18 protein-coding genes, 1 tRNA gene and 1 riboswitch are annotated in these 21,401 nt (G+C 45.1%); of the genes, 9 read left to right on the top strand and 10 right to left on the bottom strand.

Going from position 1 to position 21,401, the window contains the following annotated elements; translation table 11 throughout:
- Nucleotides 1-88: 88 nt before the first annotated feature.
- The 6 genes from AB6E51_RS08315 to moaA all read right to left on the bottom strand — a co-directional run bounded on the left by AB6E51_RS08315 (nt 89) and on the right by moaA (nt 5,153).
- Complete coding sequence (locus AB6E51_RS08315) at nt 89-1,720, bottom strand: ABC transporter substrate-binding protein (protein WP_065583971.1); 1,632 nt, start codon at nt 1,718-1,720, stop codon at nt 89-91.
- 652 nt (nt 1,721-2,372) lie between these two features.
- Entirely contained in the window at nt 2,373-2,828 is a 456-nt protein-coding gene (gene moaE / locus AB6E51_RS08310; protein ID WP_372058194.1) for a molybdopterin synthase catalytic subunit MoaE, read from the bottom strand.
- Nucleotides 2,829-2,830: 2 nt separating this feature from the next.
- Nucleotides 2,831-3,076: a molybdopterin synthase sulfur carrier subunit gene (gene moaD, locus AB6E51_RS08305; RefSeq protein ID WP_017063465.1), complete on the bottom strand. Its 246-nt coding sequence runs from the start codon at nt 3,074-3,076 to the stop codon at nt 2,831-2,833.
- The gene (gene moaC / locus AB6E51_RS08300) at nt 3,073-3,552 is read right to left on the bottom strand and encodes a cyclic pyranopterin monophosphate synthase MoaC (RefSeq protein ID WP_004734026.1); all 480 of its coding nucleotides are present in this window, start codon (nt 3,550-3,552) and stop codon (nt 3,073-3,075) included. The genes moaD and moaC overlap by 4 nt, the downstream gene beginning before the upstream one ends.
- A gap of 12 nt (nt 3,553-3,564) precedes the next feature.
- Nucleotides 3,565-4,077, bottom strand: a complete 513-nt coding sequence (gene moaB / locus AB6E51_RS08295) for a molybdenum cofactor biosynthesis protein B (RefSeq protein WP_004734027.1) — start codon at nt 4,075-4,077, stop codon at nt 3,565-3,567.
- 86 nt (nt 4,078-4,163) lie between these two features.
- A complete protein-coding gene (moaA, locus tag AB6E51_RS08290; protein ID WP_009848642.1) occupies nt 4,164-5,153 on the bottom strand; it encodes a GTP 3',8-cyclase MoaA in 990 nt (329 codons plus the stop codon).
- A riboswitch (molybdenum cofactor riboswitch) is annotated at nt 5,142-5,294 on the bottom strand. (Overlaps the previous gene by 12 nt.)
- Nucleotides 5,295-5,489: 195 nt before the next feature.
- Here moaA and AB6E51_RS08285 point away from each other — a divergent pair.
- Entirely contained in the window at nt 5,490-6,377 is an 888-nt protein-coding gene (locus AB6E51_RS08285) for a YvcK family protein (protein ID WP_017062178.1), read from the top strand.
- Nucleotides 6,378-6,451: 74 nt separating this feature from the next.
- Here AB6E51_RS08285 and luxU read toward each other — a convergent pair whose 3' ends face one another.
- The 3 genes from luxU to uvrB all read right to left on the bottom strand — a co-directional run bounded on the left by luxU (nt 6,452) and on the right by uvrB (nt 10,542).
- The gene (gene luxU / locus AB6E51_RS08280; RefSeq protein ID WP_017062179.1) at nt 6,452-6,796 is read right to left on the bottom strand and encodes a quorum-sensing phosphorelay protein LuxU; all 345 of its coding nucleotides are present in this window, start codon (nt 6,794-6,796) and stop codon (nt 6,452-6,454) included.
- A gap of 24 nt (nt 6,797-6,820) precedes the next feature.
- Nucleotides 6,821-8,209 (bottom strand): quorum-sensing sigma-54 dependent transcriptional regulator LuxO, encoded by a 1,389-nt coding sequence (gene luxO, locus AB6E51_RS08275; RefSeq protein ID WP_004734031.1) that lies wholly within the window; start codon nt 8,207-8,209, stop codon nt 6,821-6,823.
- Nucleotides 8,210-8,511: 302 nt separating this feature from the next.
- Nucleotides 8,512-10,542: an excinuclease ABC subunit UvrB gene (gene uvrB, locus AB6E51_RS08270; protein ID WP_372058195.1), complete on the bottom strand. Its 2,031-nt coding sequence runs from the start codon at nt 10,540-10,542 to the stop codon at nt 8,512-8,514.
- 508 nt (nt 10,543-11,050) lie between these two features.
- On the opposite strand from uvrB, the gene AB6E51_RS08265 reads away from it, so the two are divergent.
- The 8 genes from AB6E51_RS08265 (at nt 11,051) to nth (ending at nt 18,413) form a co-directional block, all read left to right on the top strand.
- Nucleotides 11,051-11,126, top strand: a tRNA-Asn gene (locus AB6E51_RS08265).
- A gap of 487 nt (nt 11,127-11,613) precedes the next feature.
- Complete coding sequence (gene rsxA / locus AB6E51_RS08260) at nt 11,614-12,192, top strand: electron transport complex subunit RsxA (RefSeq protein WP_004734039.1); 579 nt, start codon at nt 11,614-11,616, stop codon at nt 12,190-12,192.
- A gap of 2 nt (nt 12,193-12,194) precedes the next feature.
- Nucleotides 12,195-12,788 (top strand): electron transport complex subunit RsxB, encoded by a 594-nt coding sequence (gene rsxB, locus AB6E51_RS08255; RefSeq protein ID WP_004734040.1) that lies wholly within the window; start codon nt 12,195-12,197, stop codon nt 12,786-12,788.
- An 11-nt stretch (nt 12,789-12,799) separates the two neighbouring features.
- A complete protein-coding gene (gene rsxC / locus AB6E51_RS08250) occupies nt 12,800-15,235 on the top strand; it encodes an electron transport complex subunit RsxC (protein ID WP_372058196.1) in 2,436 nt (811 codons plus the stop codon).
- Nucleotides 15,235-16,281 carry an electron transport complex subunit RsxD gene (rsxD, locus tag AB6E51_RS08245; protein ID WP_017063459.1) on the top strand — a complete coding sequence of 349 codons (1,047 nt, stop codon included), beginning with the start codon at nt 15,235-15,237 and terminating at the stop codon, nt 16,279-16,281. Before rsxC ends, rsxD begins: the two co-directional genes overlap by 1 nt.
- 13 nt (nt 16,282-16,294) lie before the next feature.
- Nucleotides 16,295-16,924 (top strand): electron transport complex subunit RsxG, encoded by a 630-nt coding sequence (rsxG, locus tag AB6E51_RS08240; protein ID WP_017061171.1) that lies wholly within the window; start codon nt 16,295-16,297, stop codon nt 16,922-16,924.
- The gene (locus AB6E51_RS08235) at nt 16,924-17,616 is read left to right on the top strand and encodes an electron transport complex subunit E (RefSeq protein WP_012603531.1); all 693 of its coding nucleotides are present in this window, start codon (nt 16,924-16,926) and stop codon (nt 17,614-17,616) included. Before rsxG ends, AB6E51_RS08235 begins: the two co-directional genes overlap by 1 nt.
- Nucleotides 17,617-17,777: 161 nt before the next feature.
- Nucleotides 17,778-18,413, top strand: a complete 636-nt coding sequence (nth, locus tag AB6E51_RS08230; RefSeq protein WP_017061172.1) for an endonuclease III — start codon at nt 17,778-17,780, stop codon at nt 18,411-18,413.
- Nucleotides 18,414-18,593: 180 nt separating this feature from the next.
- Here the strand turns inward: nth and AB6E51_RS08225 are convergent, their stop codons facing one another.
- Nucleotides 18,594-21,347 (bottom strand): cation-transporting P-type ATPase, encoded by a 2,754-nt coding sequence (locus tag AB6E51_RS08225; RefSeq protein WP_102321073.1) that lies wholly within the window; start codon nt 21,345-21,347, stop codon nt 18,594-18,596.
- Nucleotides 21,348-21,401 lie beyond the last annotated feature (54 nt).

Genomic DNA, 21,401 nt, shown 5'->3' with positions numbered 1-21,401 from the left:
TTAAAATTAGAAAGACGCTACATGCGCGCCCTGCGCATGTAGTGCCTGTATCGTTATAGTTATATTAACTTTTTAGAATCGAAGCTTATTATTGAGCTTTGATGTATAGGTCTTTCGAGAAGATCTTGTCTTCCGCGTTGTTGATTGGGAAACCACCAACATGCGGGTTAAGTAGACGAGATTTCACGTATTGGTAGATAGGAGCAATTGGCATGTCGTTTGCCATTAGCGCCTCAGCTTCTAGGTAAAGTGCTTTGCGCTCTTCTTCTGAAGTTGAGTTAAGTGCTTTATCGATGATCTTATCGTAAGCCGCGCTGTCGTAGTGAACACCACCGGTAGTGTTGTTACTCTTCATTAGCGTCAGGAACGAAGACGCTTCATTGTAGTCACCACACCAACCAGCACGTGCTACTTCGAAGTCACCAGAATCTTTAGAAGATAGGTACGTTTTCCACTCTTGGTTCTCAAGTGTTACAGAAAGACCCAGTGTTTTCTTCCACATAGAACCTAGCGCTACAGCAATCTTCTTGTGGTTCTCTGAAGTGTTGTAAAGCAGGTTGAATTTAAGTGGGTTGTCTTTACCGTAACCCGCTTCTTCAAGAAGACGTTCCGCTTCTGCGTTACGCTCTTTCTGAGACATCTTGCCGTAAGCAGGTAGCTCAGGATCGAAGCCAGCTGTGATTTCAGGCGTTAGGAAATACGCAGGTTTTTGACCTTGCGCTAGGATAGCACCTGTTACGATATCACGGTCGATCGCGTAAGAGATTGCTTGACGAACACGAACATCATCAAATGGTGCTTTCTTCGTATTGAAGATGTAGTAGTAAGTACATAGGTTACCCGCTACAGATACATCTTCTGCGTACTCTTTTTGAAGACGCTTGAAGTGCTCAGTTGGAAGTTCGTTTGTGAAATCGATTTCACCAGATAGGAAACGGTTCATTTCCGCTACTTGGTTTTCGATTGGTAGGAACGTTACTTTGTTAAGAACTGTTTTATCGTTGTCCCAGTACTGTTCGTTACGCTTGAGTACTAGACGCTCGTTAACAACCCATTTATCAACAGAGAATGCACCGTTGCCAACAAAGTGCTCTGGCTTAGTCCACTGGTCACCGTATTTTTCAACAGTTGCCTGGTGTACTGGCTTCATTGTTGTGTGGCCCATCATCATTACGAAGTATGGTACCGCTGTTTCTAATTCAACAACTAGAGTGTTTGCATCCACTGCTTTAACGCCTAGTTCACTCTTGTCTTTCTTACCCGCTACGATATCTTTCGCATTCGCCATCTTGGTGTATTCCATGTACCAAGCGTATGGAGAAGCCGTTGCAGGATCAACTGCACGTTGCCAGCTGTATACAAAATCTTGAGCTGTTACAGGATCGCCGTTAGACCATTTTGCGTCTTTGCGTAGGTGGAAAGTGAATGTTTTGTTGTCTGTCGTTTCCCAGCTTTCCGCAACACCAGGGATAGTGTTGCCGTCGCCGTCTTGGTTCACTAGACCTTCTAGAAGATCACGAATTACGTGAGATTCTGGTACACCTTGAGATTTGTGTGGGTCGATAGTTGCAACTTCAGTACCGTTACCGCGAACAAGTTCCTGAACTTTTGCCAGTTCTGTGCCTGCTGGAACTTCAGCAGCGATAGAAAGAGTAGAAGAGGCAGCCACTGCCAAACCAGCACCTAGAAGAAGGGCCTGAGTGATTTTATTCTTGTACATTTAATAAACTCCAAGTTTTATGTATTGCATCCATGACTTCTTTGCTTGGTTCACTGAACGGCAGTGATTTAGATTTATTTAGCTCAAAATTTAAGCATAAAAATCTAAAACCTTACAAAGATTGAGGCACACACTATCAACCATTGAAGTAATTTGCCACAAACAAGTCGCAAAAAATCGGATAATTCTCCGAAATACTTAAGGTATCAGTGTAAATATCTAAAAAACCCCAAATCAGTAGTGACTTGCGTAGAGGGATTAATTAAAAAACAGCCTTTAGTGTTGATGTATCTGTGTTGATACTTTTTTTTAGCATCTTATGCTAGAACACTGAGCGCAAATTAACATTAATGCCACATGAAATCTAATTGCACATCACATATCACCTAAACCGTCTACACTATTTGTGAGGATAATCACTTTATACAAGACAGCATAATGCTCTGCACCAAACCGGGTTATCCAATGCACCAATTAAGACAAAATTACGCGCTGAATTTATATGCAACCACAATGAATTATCATTTGTCAAATCAATGATTATCTATAAATAGATTTATAGCAGGTACAAAAAAACCGACCTAAGTGGTCGGTTTTTGACTGTCTCATATACAAATGAGTGAATGCTGAAGCAACATCACTTTAAGAGAAATTACTTCTCCCAGCGTTCCGCTGCTTTCGTGTCTGAATCACGAGAGTCAACCCAACGAGTTGCTTCAGTGGTGCGTTCCTTCTTCCAAAACGGCGCTTTGGTTTTTAGGAAATCCATCACAAACTCACAGGCTTCAAAGGCCGCACCGCGGTGTGCACTGGATACACCAACGTAAACAATCTGGTCGCCGATATCTAAGTCACCTATACGGTGGATAACACGCATCTTCTGAATAGGCCAGCGAGCCTCAGCTTGGTCACAGATCTCGCTCAGTGATTTTTCTGTCATACCCGGATAGTGCTCCAGAGACAAACCAATCACATTGTCGCCAAGGTTCATGTCGCGAACTTTACCAACGAACGTCACAATCGCTCCGGCAGCTGTACCTTGAGCCAAGTAGTCGTATTCGTCGCCTACCGAGAAGTCCTCAGCTGTCACTAATACTCTTGGATCCATGCTTAGCCTCCAGTCACTGGTGGGAAGAAAGCCACTTCGTCGCCGTCTTTCACTTCAGCTGTCAGAGGTACGATTGATTGGTTAAGTGCAGCCAGAAGCTTCCCCTCTTCCAATGCGATATCCCATTTGCCTTCTTGTGTCACAAGATGACTACGAATCGCTTCAATCGTCTTAAATTGTGCATCAACTTCAACGCTGTCCACACCAACAAGTTCACGAGTTTGAGCAAAGAAAAGTACTGTAATCATGACTCCACCTTAAAGTGACCAGATTTACCACCTGTCTTCTCTAGCAGGCGCACGTTTTCGATAACAATGTCTTTCTGAACAGCTTTACACATATCGTAAATCGTTAACGCAGCCACAGAAGCAGCCGTTAGCGCTTCCATCTCTACGCCCGTCTTACCCGCAAGCTTACAAACAGATTCGATGCGAACCTTGTTTTCAGACTCGATAGCTTCAAGCTGCACTTCTACTTTAGTTAATAGCAGAGGGTGACACAGGGGAATCAGATCCCACGTCTTCTTCGCCGCTTGAATACCCGCAATACGTGCCGTTGCGAAAACATCACCTTTATGGTGGCTACCAGAGACAATCAGCTCTAGCGTTTCTGCCGACATTTGAACGAAGGCTTCCGCTCTCGCTTCACGTACTGTTTCCGCTTTAGCCGATACATCGACCATGTTTGCTTCGCCAGACGCGTTAATGTGTGTAAATTGGCTCATACTCAAACCGCCTTATACAGAAAGGTGTGGCATGAAGTTACAAGGACGGTGGCTAGCATCCATCTGTTGCTTGATGATCTTAGTCCAACCGGTGCGGCAAGCGCCTGTAGAACCTGGCATCGCAAAGATAACCGTGTGGTTAGCAAAACCCGCAATCGCACGAGATTGAATTGTCGAAGTACCGATCTCTTCGTAAGATACTTGACGGAATAGCTCACCAAAGCCTTCTACTTCTTTGTCGAATAGTGGCTTAAGCGCTTCAGGAGTGCTGTCACGAGAAGTGAAACCCGTACCGCCTGTGATCATGATTGCTTGTACGCTTTCATCAGCGATCCACTTAGATACGATCGCACGGATCTTGTACATGTCATCAATAACGATTTGCTTATCAACCACGTTGTGACCCGCTTCTTTAGCATGCTCTGCTAGGTAACCGCCTGAAGTGTCGTTTTCTTCTGTACGAGTATCTGAAACCGTTAGTACTGCGATGTTTGCTGCTTGGAATTTGCTTTCTGCGTGACCCATTTGTTCACCTATATAAATTTTTCATTAGACTGATTCGCCCAGCCTGAAGAAGCTGAGCGATAAAATGCTTTAGAGTGTGTAGCGGGTTAACCGCCGATTGACGCCAAGTTTGGAGTCATGCCGCTGTTGCCATCGTGTAAGAAGTGGCTAACGGACTTGGTTTGAAGCTGAGCCTGAATTCGATCAATGAGTTCTTGCTCTTGTTGATCTTCTTGAATCAGATCTCTCAGTTCAACACCATGGTCGCCAAACAGACATAAGTGAAGTTTACCGGTCGCAGAAACGCGCAGTCGGTTACAACTCTCACAAAAGTCTTTCTCGTAAGGCATGATCAAACCGATTTCACCCTTGTAGTCTGGGTGGACAAACACTTGCGCCGGGCCATCGTTAACGGCTTTGACTTTTAACAGCCAACCATTAGCAATAAGCTGGTTGCGAATCGCAACGCCAGACACATGATGTTTATCGAACAACTCGTCCATCTCGCCGGTTTTCATCAGCTCGATAAAACGTAATTGAATAGGTTTGTCTTTGATCCAATTAAGGAAGGCTGGTAATTCCTGACTATTGAGGTCTTTCATTAATACGACGTTGACTTTGACTTGTTCAAAGCCAACCTCAAACGCTTTATCAATGCCTCGCATAACCTCAGTAAACTTATTCTCACCAGTGATCTGATGGAACATGCGCGAATCTAAACTATCCACGCTCACGTTTATATGGGTTAAACCAGCATCACGCCATTGCCCTACTTGTTTCTCCATGCGGTAGCCATTCGTTGTGGTGGCTACTTTTTCGATGCCTGGAGTAGAAGCAACGGTATGTATGATTTCAGGAAAGTCTTTACGCAGACTCGGCTCTCCGCCTGTAATGCGGATCTTTGAGGTACCACAATCTGCAAACGCTTTAACAACGCGTTTGATCTCGGGAACACTTAAAAAAGACGAGTTTTTTTGCCCTGACGGTTTGTAACCATCTGGCAAGCAGTAAGTACATTTAAAGTTACAGACGTCTGTAACCGACAAGCGCAAGTAATAAAACTTGCGATGGAATCTATCTTCGAATTGTTGCGCCACGGAACACCTTTCCAAACACGGGAGGCATAATCATTTCCAATTAAGCCCTTGTGACAACATGTCACTGGCTCTTGATGCGTATCGGTACAGCAAATACCACTGTGCGACTTAGCATGCGAGAGCTCGGAGTTATGGCAACTGAGCGTTATATTCACACGCGCAGTAGCTGAGTAATAAAATACTTAATATTTGTACGTGAATCTAGCTCTGATGGTAAAAAACGGGTCACATCGGCAAAAAAAAACGTATCAAACGCTCAAAATAACTCTTGTTGAGTATATAGCGAGAAGCATTTAACCTAAATTATAGTTGGTAATAACCTAACAAGAACAATAAATGAATATTTACTCTTCAAAGAAAGTCGTAGCAATCGGCGGTGGCCATGGCTTAGGTCGCATGTTAGCTGCATTAAAAGACTTTGGTAACAACGCAACTGGCATTGTTGCAACGACAGATAACGGCGGTTCCACCGGACGTATTAGAGATTGCCAAGGTGGCATCGCATGGGGAGATACACGCAACTGTATCAACCAATTAATCACAGAGCCTTCAATCAGTTCGATGATGTTCGAATACCGCTTTCGTGGTCAAGGTGAGTTAGACGGTCATAACTTGGGTAACCTAATGCTGACGGCGTTAGACAACCTTTCCGTTCGCCCATTGGAAGCAATTAACCTGATTCGAAATATGCTCAAGGTCGATGTCAATATCGTGCCGATGACTGAGCATCCTTCAGACCTCACGGCTCTATCAATGGACGGCCGCTGGGTTACCGGCGAAACCAACGTTGATGACATGACGGAAAAGCTGCGCATGATGGACTTGTCTCCAGAAGTGCCAGCAACCAAAGAAGCCGTTGCTGCCGTTGAGCAAGCAGACTGCATTGTCCTTGGCCCTGGAAGCTTTTTAACCAGTGTGATGCCCCCTCTTCTCCTTCCAGAGATTGGCAAAGCAATCTCTGAGAACACCAAGGCAAAAGTTATCTTCGTTGAAAACCTTTCACCAGAGCACGGTCCCGCAGGGAAAATGACGCTTCAAGAGCAATTGGAGTGGTGTGAACGTACCTGTAAGGCAAGGAAAATAGACATCGTGTTAGGCAATGAACCTCACCCGGAACTAGAAGTGCAATGGAATTGTGTGACCACAGATCTTGCATCGGCAAACCGAGATTGGCGACACGACCGTGTGAAGCTTCAACAAGCCATTGAAGCCCAGTTGGCGTAGCCATAGGTTCAAGCGACAAACAACAAAAAAGGAGCATGCTGCTCCTTTTTTAATCTCAGTAATAACTCGCTGTTTTAAAGGTCCGTCATCAACTGCTGATATTCAGTGTACGTCGATAACAGGAGGTCTTGCATATCTTGAAAATCAATCTCGGTTACAGGCAACGCTTGCTTCACTTTTGCGTCTAAGCTAATCGCAAAACTACACAAAGAATCCGCACCAAAGCTTGCTGCGCTGCTCTTAAGCGCATGACTGATATCAGCCAAGTACTTAGAGGTATCCGACTCTTTATTTATCTCTAGGTGTTCGTAGTAGCCTTTCAACTCACCTAAAAAGATTTCCAGTAAAACCGGGACATTCTCTTGGCCTATTTCGCCGGCAAGCTCATCAACTTTTTGCTGATTTAATACTTTCGTCATTATTATTTTCTTATTGTTTGTTGATTACTGCTTCGCATTCCACGTTTGCAACTTACGGTATATCGTCGATGGACTGACATCTAAGAAACCTGCCGCACGAGGGATGTTGCCATCACACGCTTTAATGGCCTGCTCGATAGCCGTTTTCTCAGTGATCCACAATGGGAAAATATCTTTTACCGTAATGTCTTCATTCTGCTTCTCTTTCAATCGCAGACTGTTTTCAATCGGTTGGTTCAACGGTGGTGGAAGCATGTTGAGAGTAATCTCTTTGCCGTTATTCAAAACCACCACGTTCCGCAACACGTTTTGTAGCTGACGAACGTTACCCGGCCACTCATATTGATTAAAGCGATCAAGTACTTCCTGAGCAAAACGTACAAACGCCTTCCCCTCCTCGACCGACATATAGCCTAGCAGAGAATACGCGATCTCGATGACATCTTCACCACGCTCACGCAATGGCGGCAAGTGCAATGGAATCACGTATAAACGATAGTATAAATCTTCTCTAAAGCGACCTTCTTGTACTTCTTTCCAAGGGTCACGGTTGGTCGCACACACAAAACGAACGTCGACACTCTTCATCTTCGAAGAGCCGACTTTTTGGAAAGTACCGGTTTGGATAAAGCGCAGCAGCTTGGTTTGCAGCTCTAAGTCCATTTCGCACAGTTCATCAAGGAACAGTGTTCCACCATCAGCAAGCTCAGCAGCACCTTGGCGATCGGTCGCAGCACCGGTAAAGGCACCTTTAACGTGGCCAAACAGCTCACTTTCAATCAGGTCTTTAGGGATAGCGGCACAGTTAATCGCGATGAACGGCTTATCGCCACGCTTACTCGCCGCATGAATGGCTTCTGCACATACCTCTTTACCGGTACCACTTTCACCAGTAATGAAAATGCTCGCCTTACTCGATGCAGCAGAATCGATAGTTCGGTAAACCTGCTGCATGGTTTGGCTGCTGCCGATAAAACCTTGGTAGTTCTGGTTTCCCGGGTGTTCCGAGCTATTTTTAAGTTTGGTGGCTTTGCGGATCGCATTATTCACCGTAATACGGAGTCGGTCGGCTTCACACGGTTTGATAAGGAAATCTTGAGAGCCATGACGCATCGCTTCTACAGCGGTATCGATAGAGCCGTGAGCCGTCATGAAGATAACTGGAACTTCAGGGTATTTTTGTTTTACAGCAAATAGTACGTCCATACCCGTCATATCAGGCAGACGTAGATCTAATAAAATAAGGTCTGGGATTCGATGATTCAAACTCTCGATTGCATCGCGGCCAGTGCCGACAATGTTGATATCAATTTCGAGCGGTGTAAGATACGAGCGATATAAAGCTGCTACCGAAGCGGTATCCTCTACCATCAACAAATACTTCGATTTGTTATCTAGCGTTTTTGATTGCATATCCTAGCCATTTATAATTTGCATTTCTTATTATAGTCGCATTCCGCTTTGCATTATGCAAATTAGCAACAATATTTGTAGTGTGTTTTTTTACTTACTTCAAACAATCAATGTTTTATCTATCTGGCACGAACGATGCAACGGTTTAAATGACCTTCGGGTCACCTAGCCAACTGACGTTGTTAGTGGACCGAGTGTTCACAAACGTAAGCCAGTAGAACATTTACTACTGGCTGTTTTTTTGCCTGAAACACTCTCAATTCTTGTATTGAGGGGAACAATTCTTCGAATGAAAAGTGAGATTAGCTGTTGGTAATAAACTGCTTTCTTAGCTGCTCAATTTCATCACGCTTCTGTGCTGCCAATTCAAATTCCAGATTCTGAGCATGCTGATACATCGCAGCTTCTAGCTTACTGATCTCTTTATCAAGCTGTTGCGGCGTAAGTACGGCATAACTTTCAGAAGGCTCAGCCACCTTAGATAAAGGAACTTGCTTCGATTGGCGCTGCTGCTTCGACTTGGTTAGATCACCCAGTTCCATAATGTCTTTAATATTGCGTTTCAACGCTTGCGGCGTGATACCTTGCTCTTCGTTGTAGGCTTGCTGTTTCTCGCGACGACGATCGGTTTCATCAATCGCTTTTCTCATCGACTTAGTAATCGAATCACCATAAAGGATCGCTCGACCTTCCAAGTTACGCGCAGCACGACCAATGGTTTGAATCAGAGAACGCTCAGAACGCAAGAAGCCCTCTTTATCTGCATCAAGAATCGCCACCAGCGACACTTCAGGCATATCCAAACCTTCACGAAGTAAGTTAATGCCCACTAACACATCGAACTTGCCCAAACGTAGGTCTCGGATGATCTCTACACGCTCAACGGTATCGATATCCGAGTGCAAGTAACGCACTTTAACGCCGTGCTCACTTAGGTATTCGGTTAAGTCTTCTGCCATTCTCTTGGTCAACGTGGTAACCAAAACACGCTCTTCTTTCACTGAACGGATTCTGATTTCAGACAGCAAGTCATCCACCTGCGTCGCGACAGGTCTTACTTCGATGATTGGGTCTAACAGACCAGTAGGACGTACCACTTGATCAGCAATCTCGCCATCTGATTTTTCAATCTCGTAATTACCTGGTGTTGCCGACACAAAAATCGTTTGTGGGGCTATAGACTCAAATTCTTCAAACTTCATTGGACGGTTATCCAATGCAGAAGGCAGTCTAAAACCAAACTCGACCAAGGTTTCTTTACGAGAACGGTCACCTTTATACATCGCACCAATTTGCGGCACAGTCACGTGTGACTCATCGATGATCAGCAAACCATCATCAGGCAGGTAGTCAAATAACGTTGGCGGCGCTTCCCCTTCCGCACGGCCGCTCAAGTATCGTGAATAGTTTTCGATACCGGAACAGAAGCCAAGCTCAGTCATCATCTCAATATCAAACTGAGTTCTTTGAGAGATACGCTGCTCTTCCAAAAGCTTATTGTTGTCTTTTAAGTATTGAGCACGATCGCGCAGTTCGTCCTTGATGTTCTCAATCGCCTCAAGGATTTTTTCTCTTGGCGTTACATAGTGAGTTTTTGGATAAACCGTAAAGCGCGGCAAGTCTCTTTGTTTCACCGCACCAGTCAGAGGATCAAAAATACTAATGCAGTCCACTTCGTCATCGAACATCTCAATTCGAACCGCATCTTGGTCAGATTCAGCCGGAAAGATATCAATCACCTCACCACGAACACGGAACTGACCACGTTCAAAGGCGACATCGTTTCTTGAATATTGCAGCTCAGCCAATCGACGCAGGATGTCTCGCTGATCCATCACCTCGCCACGACTCAAATGAAGCATCATCTTCAAATAAGACTTAGGATCACCCAGACCGTAGATAGCCGACACAGAAGCCACAATGATGGCGTCTTTTCGTTCTAATAAGGCTTTGGTTGCCGAAAGCCTCATTTGTTCGATATGAGCGTTCACAGACGCATCTTTCTCGATGAACGTGTCCGTGGTTGGAACGTAGGCTTCAGGTTGGTAGTAATCGTAGTAAGAAACGAAATACTCAACGGCATTGTTTGGAAAGAAAGATTTCATCTCACCGTAAAGTTGAGCCGCCAATGTCTTGTTAGGCGCTAACAGAATCGCAGGTCTTTGAGATTGGGAAATGACGTTGGCAAGGGTAAAGGTTTTACCTGAGCCCGTTACCCCTAGTAGAGTTTGATGTGCCAAACCAGAATCTAATCCGTCTAGTAATTTGGTTATCGCTGTCGGCTGATCACCGGACGGGCTGTAGTCCGATACCAAGTCAAAGAGTTTACTCATAGGTCGCCATTTCCATACTGTTTTTTTAATCAGGTCATTGTCACTCTAGGAGGAGTGTCGTTGCAACAATTATCTAGAGAAATGCATCTTAAGATCAGAGATCAGTTATAGCTTTTATTTTTAGAACTTGGTATTATCCGTGCCCTGCAAAGTTTCCCCAGCTAAATTACTCGAATTTTAATCCACTACTTTTCCCCAAAAAACCTAAAAATACCGCTTGTTTTACTGTTCGTTTTATAATCTACAAAAGTTATACAATTGCGACATTTTGCTATAAATCTTTTAAATACATTACGTTAGATAAGGTTTTTACATTTTTCGATTTATCCCGATTATTGTTGTTAAAGTTTCACACACACACTTATCCACAATTTTGGTGGATAACTAAAGCAAAGCTAAATCCTATAAGGCGTTCAAGAAAGTAAAGTTTTTTATCTTACTTTTTTCTGATATTTTTTATTGACAGAAATCCGGACAATTATTAGAATTCGCGTCGCTAACAAGCAATTCCCCTTTAGTTCAGTTGGTAGAACGGCGGACTGTTAATCCGTATGTCGCAAGTTCAAGTCTTGCAAGGGGAGCCAAATTCAGAAAAAAGCTCAATCGAAAGATTGGGCTTTTTTCGTATATAACTGCGACTAACTTGTTCCAAGTTAATGTCACAAACCTAGCCGCCCGCGTTCAAGTCTCGACAAGGGGGCCAAATTTAAAGAAGCCGCATCACTCGATGCGGCTTTTTGCGTTTTAGTGCTTTGGGCTCGTATTTTACTCGCCTCTTTCACTCCTCTTTTTGATAGTTCTGAGCACAAAAAGCCACAAATATGACCCTATTCGTAGGAAGCAAATCGAGTTCAATTCAAGAATGATCTTATGAAAGATCCAATTCAACTACTCCTACAAACTTGTCTCACGAAGTAAAAATTGGCCGTCTATACTTACGGTAACTTTAATAATCAATCGATTACCTGATGTTTTTTTCACCAAGTGTCTAAATCCCTAGTGATCCTTGGTTGTTATTAGGTGAGCAAAGCAGGATAATATCGGGATCGGAATCTCAAGAATTAATCCATTATGACCGAATACCTTTTGTTGTTGGTTGGCACAGTGCTGGTCAATAACTTTGTGCTAGTGAAATTTTTAGGGCTATGTCCTTTCATGGGAGTCTCCAAGAAACTGGAGACTGCGATTGGCATGGGCCTCGCGACGACTTTCGTTCTGACGTTAGCGTCGGTATCTGCATACCTAGTAGAAACCTACATCCTTACCCCTCTGGGTATTGAATACCTGCGTACCATGAGCTTCATTTTGGTTATCGCGGTGGTCGTTCAATTTACGGAAATGGTCGTTCACAAAACCAGCCCGACTCTTTATCGCCTATTGGGTATCTTCCTGCCTCTTATCACCACCAACTGTGCGGTATTAGGTGTGGCACTTTTGAACATCAATGAAAACCACAACTTCATTCAGTCGATCATCTATGGTTTTGGCGCTGCGGTGGGTTTCTCTCTTGTATTGATCCTATTTGCTGCGATGCGTGAACGTATTGCGGTTGCTGATGTTCCAATGCCCTTCAAAGGCGCATCGATTGCGATGATCACAGCAGGCTTAATGTCTTTGGCATTTATGGGCTTTACTGGGTTGGTGAAATAAGCATGAGTACCATTTTAATTGCGATCATTGCGCTAGCCGTTTTAGCCGCTGTTTTTGGCGCTATTTTGGGCTTTGCTTCTATCCGCTTTAAAGTTGAAGCCGATCCTATCGTCGATCAAATCGACACCATCTTACCGCAAACTCAATGTGGTCAATGTGGCTACCCAGGTTGTCGCCCATACGCAGAGGCGATTGCTAACGGAGACAAGATCAACAAATGTCCTCCGGGCGGCCAAGCAACTATTGAGAAGCTAGCAGACTTAATGGGCGTAGAAGTTGAAGACTCCGCTCATGATTTAGATAACAAAGTAAAAACCGTTGCCTTCATTCATGAAGATATGTGTATCGGCTGTACTAAGTGTATTCAAGCCTGCCCTGTTGACGCCATTGTTGGTGGTACCAAGGCACTACACACAGTAATTAAAGATGAATGTACAGGTTGTGATCTATGTGTCGCACCGTGCCCTACTGACTGTATCGAAATGATTCCAGTGGCAACAACGACTGAAAATTGGAAATGGCAGATGAACATCATTCCTGTTACTGATATCACTAACCAAGCCACTGATGCGACTGCATCAGAGCCAAAAGCATAGGGTTAGTTGGTATGATCTCTTTAATTGAACAAATTCGCACGGGCTCTATTTGGGATTTCCCGGGCGGCGTGCATCCTGCTGAAAACAAAAAACAGTCAAATACTACCGATATCACCCATGCAAGGCTTCCTGAAGAAATCGTTCTTCCAGTGAAACAGCACATCGGTAAGCCCGGTAACCTATTGGTTGCTGTTGGTGACACCGTACTAAAAGGTCAACAACTGACGGCCTTAGATACGGGTTTTACTTTGCCAGTACATGCACCAACTTCGGGTGTGATTACCGCTATTGAACCAAGAACCACCGCTCACCCTTCAGGTCTGAGCGAAATGTGCGTGGTTATTAAACCTGATGGCTTAGACACTTGGATTGAAAAAAATCCAGTTGAAGACTTTTCTAAAAAAACCTCTGACGAACTGCTGGATGTGATTCGCCAAGCCGGTATTTCAGGCATGGGCGGCGCGGGCTTCCCTACGGCTAAGAAGCTTCAATCAGGTTTAGGTCGTACCGACATTTTGATCGTCAACGCTGCTGAGTGTGAACCTTACATCACCTCAGATGACAAGTTGCTTCAAGAGCATGCCAACGAAGTTTTAAAAGGCATTGAAGTGGTTGAACATATCCTTCGACCAAAGCTGACCGTTATCGGTATTGAAGACAACAAACCTGATGCAATAAAAGCACTTGAGGTTGCAGCGAAAAACAAAGACATCGTCATTCGAGTTATCCCAACTAAATACCCTTCGGGTGGTGAGAAACAGCTCATCAAGATCCTCACCAATAAAGAGGTTCCAGCTGGTGGTATACCTGCAGATATTGGTGTTTTGGTTCAGAACGTCGGCTCTCTTTACTCGATTAAGCGAGCAGTAATTGACGGCGAACCTATGGTTAACCGCGTTGTGACATTAACCGGTAAAACCTTTAAGCAACCTCGTAACGTTTGGGCGCTATTAGGCACACCAGTACATGAGTTACTTGAAGAGTTTGGCTACAAAGCAGATAAAAAACTGCCGCGTTTAATTTTGGGCGGCCCGATGATGGGCTTTACCTTGCCGCATGCCAATGTGCCAATCACCAAAACGTCGAACTGTATTTTGGCGCCAACGCGTCGTGAGATCTCACCAAGCACTTACGAGATGGAATGTATCCGTTGCAGCGCATGTGCTGAAGCTTGCCCTGCGTCTCTACTTCCTCAACAACTGCAATGGCACGCCAAAGCCAACGAGTTGGATAAGTGTGAAGAGCTAAATATTAAAGACTGTATTGAATGTGGTGCATGTGCATTTGTCTGCCCAAGCGAAATCCCTCTTGTTCAGTACTATCGCCAAGCAAAAGCTGAAATCAAAACTCGAAAAGATGAAGCCGCTGCTGCAGAACGCGCCAAGATTCGTTTTGAAGAGAAGAACGCTCGTATGGAGCGTGATAAAGCCGAACGTGAAAACCGCTTTAAAAAAGCCGCAGATAACCGCCGTAAAGATATGAAAACATCCGGCGGTGATGATGCTATTGCTGCTGCGATTGCTCGTGTTAAAGCACAAAAAGCCGCTGCGGATCAGGCTCCGAATGAAGAACCAGCAGTGAAACCTGCGGTTGCTGCCGCTATTGCGAAGGCAAAAGCGAAACAAGCTGCAGCTCAAAAAGCGGAAGGCGCTGAACCAGACAACTCTGAAATGTCTAAACTGCGTGAAGAGCGCAAGCGTCAAGCGAGAGAGCGCAAGGCACAACAAGCAGCAGCCGATACTCCTGCAGAAAGCTCAGGCGATACGAAGAAAGACGCCGTTGCTGCTGCGATTGCTCGCGCTAAAGCGAAGAAAGCACAGCAAGCGGAATCTGCTTCGGATGCTCTTGTTGAAAGCTCTGGCGATGCTAAGAAAGATGCTGTCGCTGCGGCCATTGCTCGTGCTAAAGCCAAGAAAGCTCAACAAGCTGAATCTGCTGCTGAAGCTCCTGCTGAAAAATCCGGCGATGCCAAGAAAGATGCTGTTACTGCCGCTATCGCTCGTGCTAAAGCCAAAAAAGCCCAGCAAGCGAAGCAAGCAGAAACATCTGAACCAGTGGTTGAAGTTGAAACCGAGACTCAATCGGAGCAAGTCGACCCTAAGAAAGCTGCTGTTGCTGCGGCCATCGCTCGCGCTAAGGCTAAGAAAGCACAGCAAGCGACACAAGAAACAACCGAAGCTCCTGAACCTGCAGTTGAAACTGAAGCTGGAAGTTCTGGCGATGCTAAGAAAGACGCCGTTGCTGCCGCTATAGCCCGTGCTAAAGCAAAAAAAGCACAGCAAGCTAAGCAAGCAGAAACATCTGAACCAGTAGTTGAAGTAGAAACTGATACTCAATCTGAACAGGTCGATCCGAAGAAAGCTGCTGTTGCTGCAGCTATCGCTCGTGCTAAAGCGAAAAAAGCCCAGCAAGAGCTAGATAAAAAGAACAATGAGGAGAAAGAGTAGTGGCCTTCTTTATCGCCAGCTCACCGCACGCGCATAGCCGTAGAAGCACCCCAGATCTAATGAAATGGGTGGCTATTTGTGCATTGCCAGGTCTACTAGCTCAAACCTACTTCTTTGGATGGGGTACCCTCATCCAGTTAGTATTTGCTATTGCACTTGCTGTTACCTTTGAAGCAGCCGTCATGCTATTGAGAAAACGCCCGCCAGTAATGGCACTGCGTGATTACAGTGCTGTTGTAACCGCTTGGCTACTGAGTGTCGCGATTCCCCCACACTCTCCGTGGTGGATCCTCGTCATTGGTATGTTCTTCGCTATTATTATCGCGAAACACTTATACGGCGGCCTAGGGCAGAACCCATTTAACCCTGCGATGGTCGCTTACGTTGTTTTGCTGATTTCATTCCCAGTTCAAATGACCAGTTGGAATGCTCCCGCGAGCCTGACAGCAGAAGCAACAAGCTTTATTGACTCATTCTTGATGATCTTTACTGGCTTCAATAACGAAGGTTTGTCTCTGCAACAAGCACGCCTTGGCATTGATGGCACCACAATGGCGACGCCGCTTGATGCATTCAAAACGGCATTAACGGCAGGCAATACTGCCTCAGAAGCACTATCTCAACCTCAATTTAGTTGGTTAGCTGGCGTAGGCTGGGAGTGGGTAAACCTTGCTTACCTAATCGGCGGTTTAGTGCTGATTAAGCAACGTGTTATTCAATGGTATATCCCTGTGGCTTTCATCGGCAGTCTTACTCTGTTTAGCTTAGTGTTCTTAGTGCTCACTCCTGGAGAAACCGCTTCTCCAACCATTCACCTTCTGTCTGGCGCGACTATGCTTGGTGCATTCTTTATTGCAACCGACCCAGTTTCAGCATCCACGACAGTCAAAGGTCGCTTAGTGTTTGGCGCTCTGATCGGCGGTTTAGTCTTTATCATCCGCAGTTGGGGTGGTTTCCCTGATGGCGTGGCGTTTGCTGTATTGTTAGCCAACATGTGTGTTCCACTGATTGACTACTACACCAAACCTCGCACATACGGTCACTAAGGGAGCGGATACCATGCTAAATGCAATTAAGAAAAACGGCCTTGTACTCGCGATTTTTGCGTGTGCTTCGACGGGTTTGGTCGCGGTAACTCACTACCTGACCAAAGATCAGATCAAACAACAAGAACAGGCTCAGTTACTGTCTGTTCTTAACCAAGTGATCCCACACGATCAGCACGACAACGAGCTGTTTTCGTCTTGTACTTTGGTTCAAGCAGAAGAGCTTGGTACTGAGCAAGCGATGCCGGCTTACATTGCTAAGCTTAATGGTGAGCCAAGCGCGATTGCGATCGAAGCGATTGCACCAGACGGCTACAATGGCGCGATTAAAGTCATTGTTGGAATGAAAACTGACGGTACTATTTTAGGTACTCGCGTGCTTTCTCACCAAGAGACTCCGGGCTTGGGTGATAAGATTGATCTGCGTGTGAGTGATTGGATTCTTTCGTTTGCAGGTAAGCAAGTGACGGATTCTAATCTAGACCGTTGGAAGGTTCGTAAAGACGGTGGTGATTTTGACCAGTTTACTGGCGCTACTATCACGCCAAGAGCAGTCGTGAAGTCAGTCAAACAAGCGGTCCAGTACGTTAACCAAAACAACCAAGCATTGCTTGCTCAACCTCTAAATTGTGGTGGTGAATAATGAGTGACCATAAAACATTGATCAAAAATGGCATGTGGGCCAATAACCCTGCCCTAGTGCAACTTCTTGGGTTATGTCCGCTGCTGGCTGTATCGTCAACAGTCACTAACGCACTTGGGCTAGGCATTGCTACCTTGCTTGTACTGGTCGGCTCAAACGTTTCTGTTTCTTTGGTTCGTAATCATGTGCCAAAAGAAGTACGTATCCCAGTATTCGTAATGATCATTGCCTCGCTAGTAACCTGTGTTCAATTGCTGATGAACGCTTACGCCTATGGGCTTTACCTCTCTTTGGGTATCTTCATCCCGCTGATCGTAACCAACTGCATCATCATTGGTCGTGCGGAAGCCTTCGCTTCAAAAAATGAAGTGCTACCAGCGGCTCAAGATGGTTTCTGGATGGGTCTAGGCATGACATCAGTATTGGTCGTGTTAGGTGCGATGCGTGAGATTATTGGTAACGGGACCCTATTTGATGGCGCAGACCTGCTGCTTGGTGACTGGGCTTCGGTGTTACGAATCCAGATATTCCAATTTGATAACAGCTTCTTGTTAGCCCTGCTTCCACCGGGTGCCTTCATTGGTGTTGGTTTCTTAATTGCTTTGAAAAATATCATCGATAACCAAGCAAAATCTAGACAACCAAAACAAGAAAAACCAGTCATTGAACGCGCTCGCGTTACCAATGCCTAATAAGTTACGGTAGCTTAAACCCTGCTGAGTAGCTCAACCGCTCATCAGGTAAATAGGTTGACCAAGTACACATAATAATGACGCTCATAAGAGCGCGTAACCGATGATAAAGCAGAAGCAATCCAAGCTTCATGCCCTAACTATTTGAAAGTAATGTCGCTATGAACAATGTAAAACGAGTAGAAATACTTGAGCGTTTAAGAGAAAACAATCCAAAGCCAGAGACTGAGCTTAACTGGAACAGCCCATTCGAGCTGCTGATTGCCGTTCTATTATCTGCACAAGCAACCGATGTCAGCGTGAACAAGGCGACGGATAAGCTGTACCCTTTAGCCAACACTCCGCAAGCAATTTTCGACCTAGGTGTTGATGGCTTAAAAGAGTATATCAAGACCATCGGCCTATTTAACTCAAAAGCAGAAAACACCATCAAAACGTGTCGTATGCTGCTTGACCTACATAATGGTGAAGTACCGGAAGATCGCGCTGCATTAGAAGCCCTTCCAGGTGTCGGTCGTAAAACAGCAAACGTAGTGTTAAATACCGCATTCGGTTGGCCAACCATTGCCGTTGATACTCACATCTATCGTGTATCAAACCGCACTAAGCTAGCGATGGGTAAAACCGTCGACGATGTCGAAGCAAAACTACTTAAAGTTATCCCAAAAGAATTCAAACTGGATGTCCACCATTGGCTCATTCTTCATGGACGTTACACCTGTGTCGCACGTAAACCACGCTGTGGCAGCTGTATCATTGAAGACCTCTGTGAATTCAAAGAAAAGAGCGAAGATTAGTCTTTCCGTTCACAACGATTAATCAATACGGCAGCGCTTAAAGCGCTGCTTTTTTATTGCCACTCTCTAGAATCCGCCTCTACATAAGTTTTCACTTCTAATTCTGCGCTCCCAAGACAACAGGCATAAAAAATCCCGCCTTTTATGGCGGGATTCAATTATTTAGCTAAGAAGTCTGTCTTAGATAAACTCCACTTTAGTCACTTCTTTGATAGCAGATAGAACAAATGTTGGTACTGCTGCAATGAAGATTAACGATATTAAGTGATTAAACTCTAGCGCTTCTGTGCTGAATACCAACTGACCGAAGCTTGTGTACACAACGCTTAAAGACAAGATAGCCGATACTGCCACCGCACCAAGTAGGTAGTGGTTAGTGAACGGATTCTTACGATAAATCGTTGTAAACGTACGTGCATCGAACAAGCTCCAAAGTTGAGCAAAGATCAGTGTTAAAAACGCAACGGTTTGTGCGTATTGAGCACTGTAACCACCGTCGAGTGCGTAAGAGAATGTCACAAAGCTTAGACCACCTAATGCGAGACCACGAGTTAGGATACGAGCGCCTAGACCATTAGAGAAGAAGCCTTGGTCACGTTTGCCTGGCTTACGCTCCATGAGATCTTTCTCTTCTGGCTCAACACCGAGTGCGAGTGCTGGTAGACCATCAGAAACGAGGTTAACCCATAAAATCATTAGTGGAGTTAGCGGAAGTACTACATCTGGTCCCATGAGTAGGAATGCAAATAGGATTACCGAAACCTCACCCACGTTCGCTGTAAGTGCTTGGCGGATAAACTTACGTAGGTTATCGAAAATTTGACGACCCTGACGTACCGCCTTCACGATAGTACTGAAGTTGTCATCCAACAGGATAAGGTCACCTGAGTCTTTCGCAACAGACGTACCTGTAATACCCATCGCAACACCAATGTCTGCACGACGCAGTGCTGGCGCATCGTTCACGCCGTCACCGGTCATAGAGGCAACTTCATTGTTCTCTTGCTGCGCTTTTACGATACGCAGCTTGTGCTCTGGAGTAACACGGGCAAATACTGCAACCTGAGAACAGATAGACAACAGCTTCTCGTCATCCATTTGGTCAAGCTCAGCACCCGTTACCACTAGATCGTCTTCGCTACGGATGATTCCGATTTCACGAGCAATCGCTGCTGCCGTGACTGCGTGGTCACCGGTAATCATTACCGTACGAACACCAGCGCTATAACAGCTATTTACTGCATCGCGTACTTCTGGGCGTGGTGGATCCATGATGCCATAGATACCCAGGATGCTGACGTCTTTTTCAAGCTCAGGGAAATCTAACTCAAGCTCTTCTTCTTTTAATTCACGGAAACCAACGGCAAGTGTACGCAGAGCATCACCACCAAAGGTTTGGATTGCCGCTTCAAAGTTTAAATGAAGCTCTTGAGACGGTGCGGTATCGAGAGCCAAGTTGCCTGAAACTTCACAGCCAACCGTTGGTACGAAACCACCGTCAACCATGAAGCTGGTTGATTTACCAAGAACAACATCTGGCGCACCTTTCAATGCTAGGAAGTGCTTACCTTGTGGGTCACGAACGATAACAGAAGCCATCTTACGACCAGAATCGAACGGGAACTTCTTAACGATTGAGTAGCCACCCGTTGATAGCATTTCATCTTGTTTAAGACCTGCTTTTGCAGCTGCAACAATTAGTGCACCTTCTGTCGGGTTGCCACGAACCGTCCATTTACCATCAGCATTTACATATTCAGCATCGTTACAAAGCGTTGCAACAACAAGACCTTTCATCATTGCAGGGCTGTTTGTCGCTTCGACATTGTGACCTTTGGTAATGAATTCGCCCTTAGGATCAAAACCTTTACCTGACACATCCCAGTAACGACCAGACACATCGTACGCTTTCATCACCTGCATTTGGTTTTGTGTTAGCGTACCGGTTTTATCTGAACAGATAACGGTTGTAGAACCAAGCGTTTCGATTGCTGCTAGCTGTTTAGCCAAAGCATTATTCTTAACCATCTTAGTCGAGCCCATCGTTAATACGATAGTAACCACCGTTGGTAAACCTTCAGGAATAGCGGCAACCGATAAAGAGATACCTGTTGTTAGGATTTCTAACCATGGCATACCGTGGTAAACACCGATAGCACAAACAATAGCAACAACCACAAGAGCAACAACCAATAATGCGAGTGCGATGGTGTCCATACGCTCTTGCATTGGTGTTTTCGTCTCTTCCGTTTGGTTCATCATATCAGCGATGTGACCAACTTCAGTTTGCATACCTGTGCTTGTTACCACAGCAAGGCCTGTACCTGTAGTCACGATTGTTGTCATGAAGCCCATGTTCTTCTGATCGCCAAGACCAAGGGTCTCATCTTCAAGGCGTTCAGACTGCTTATTCACTGGCTCAGATTCACCGGTCAGTGCAGCCTCATCTACCGTCAGACGGTTTGACTCAAGAATACGAACATCAGCAGGCAGAATATCGCCAGTATTAATTTTGATGATGTCACCAGGAACGAGGGTTTTAGCTGGAACACTGATCCATTTACCATCGCGCATCACTTCGGCTTCTGGAGCTGCCATTTCTTTTAGCGCTTCCATCCCTTTCTGAGCTTTAAATTCTTGCCAGAACGCGATACCAGTATTGATAAGGATAATCACTGCAATAGCAATAGCATCAATCGCGTGGCCAGTAGACCAAGAAACGATTGCACCAACAGCTAGAATAAAAATCAGTGGGTTTTTATATTGATGAATATACAGTTCCCACGCAGAAGCTGACTCTTGTGCAGTCAGTTCGTTAGTGCCGTGCTTCTCTAAGCGTGCATCCGCTTCAGAAGTTGATAAACCTGTCGTTTGATCTGCGTTCAGTTCGTTTAAAACATCTGAACTTTGTTGTGTAAACCATTTACTCGTCATTTGAGTACTCCACATCAATGCCTCACGCCGAGGCTAATGTAATAAAATAATACT

This window comes from Vibrio sp. 10N.247.311.47 (assembly GCF_041467535.1).
Taxonomy (GTDB): domain Bacteria; phylum Pseudomonadota; class Gammaproteobacteria; order Enterobacterales; family Vibrionaceae; genus Vibrio; species Vibrio crassostreae_C.
This window is presented reverse-complemented; position numbering and strand designations above follow the sequence as displayed.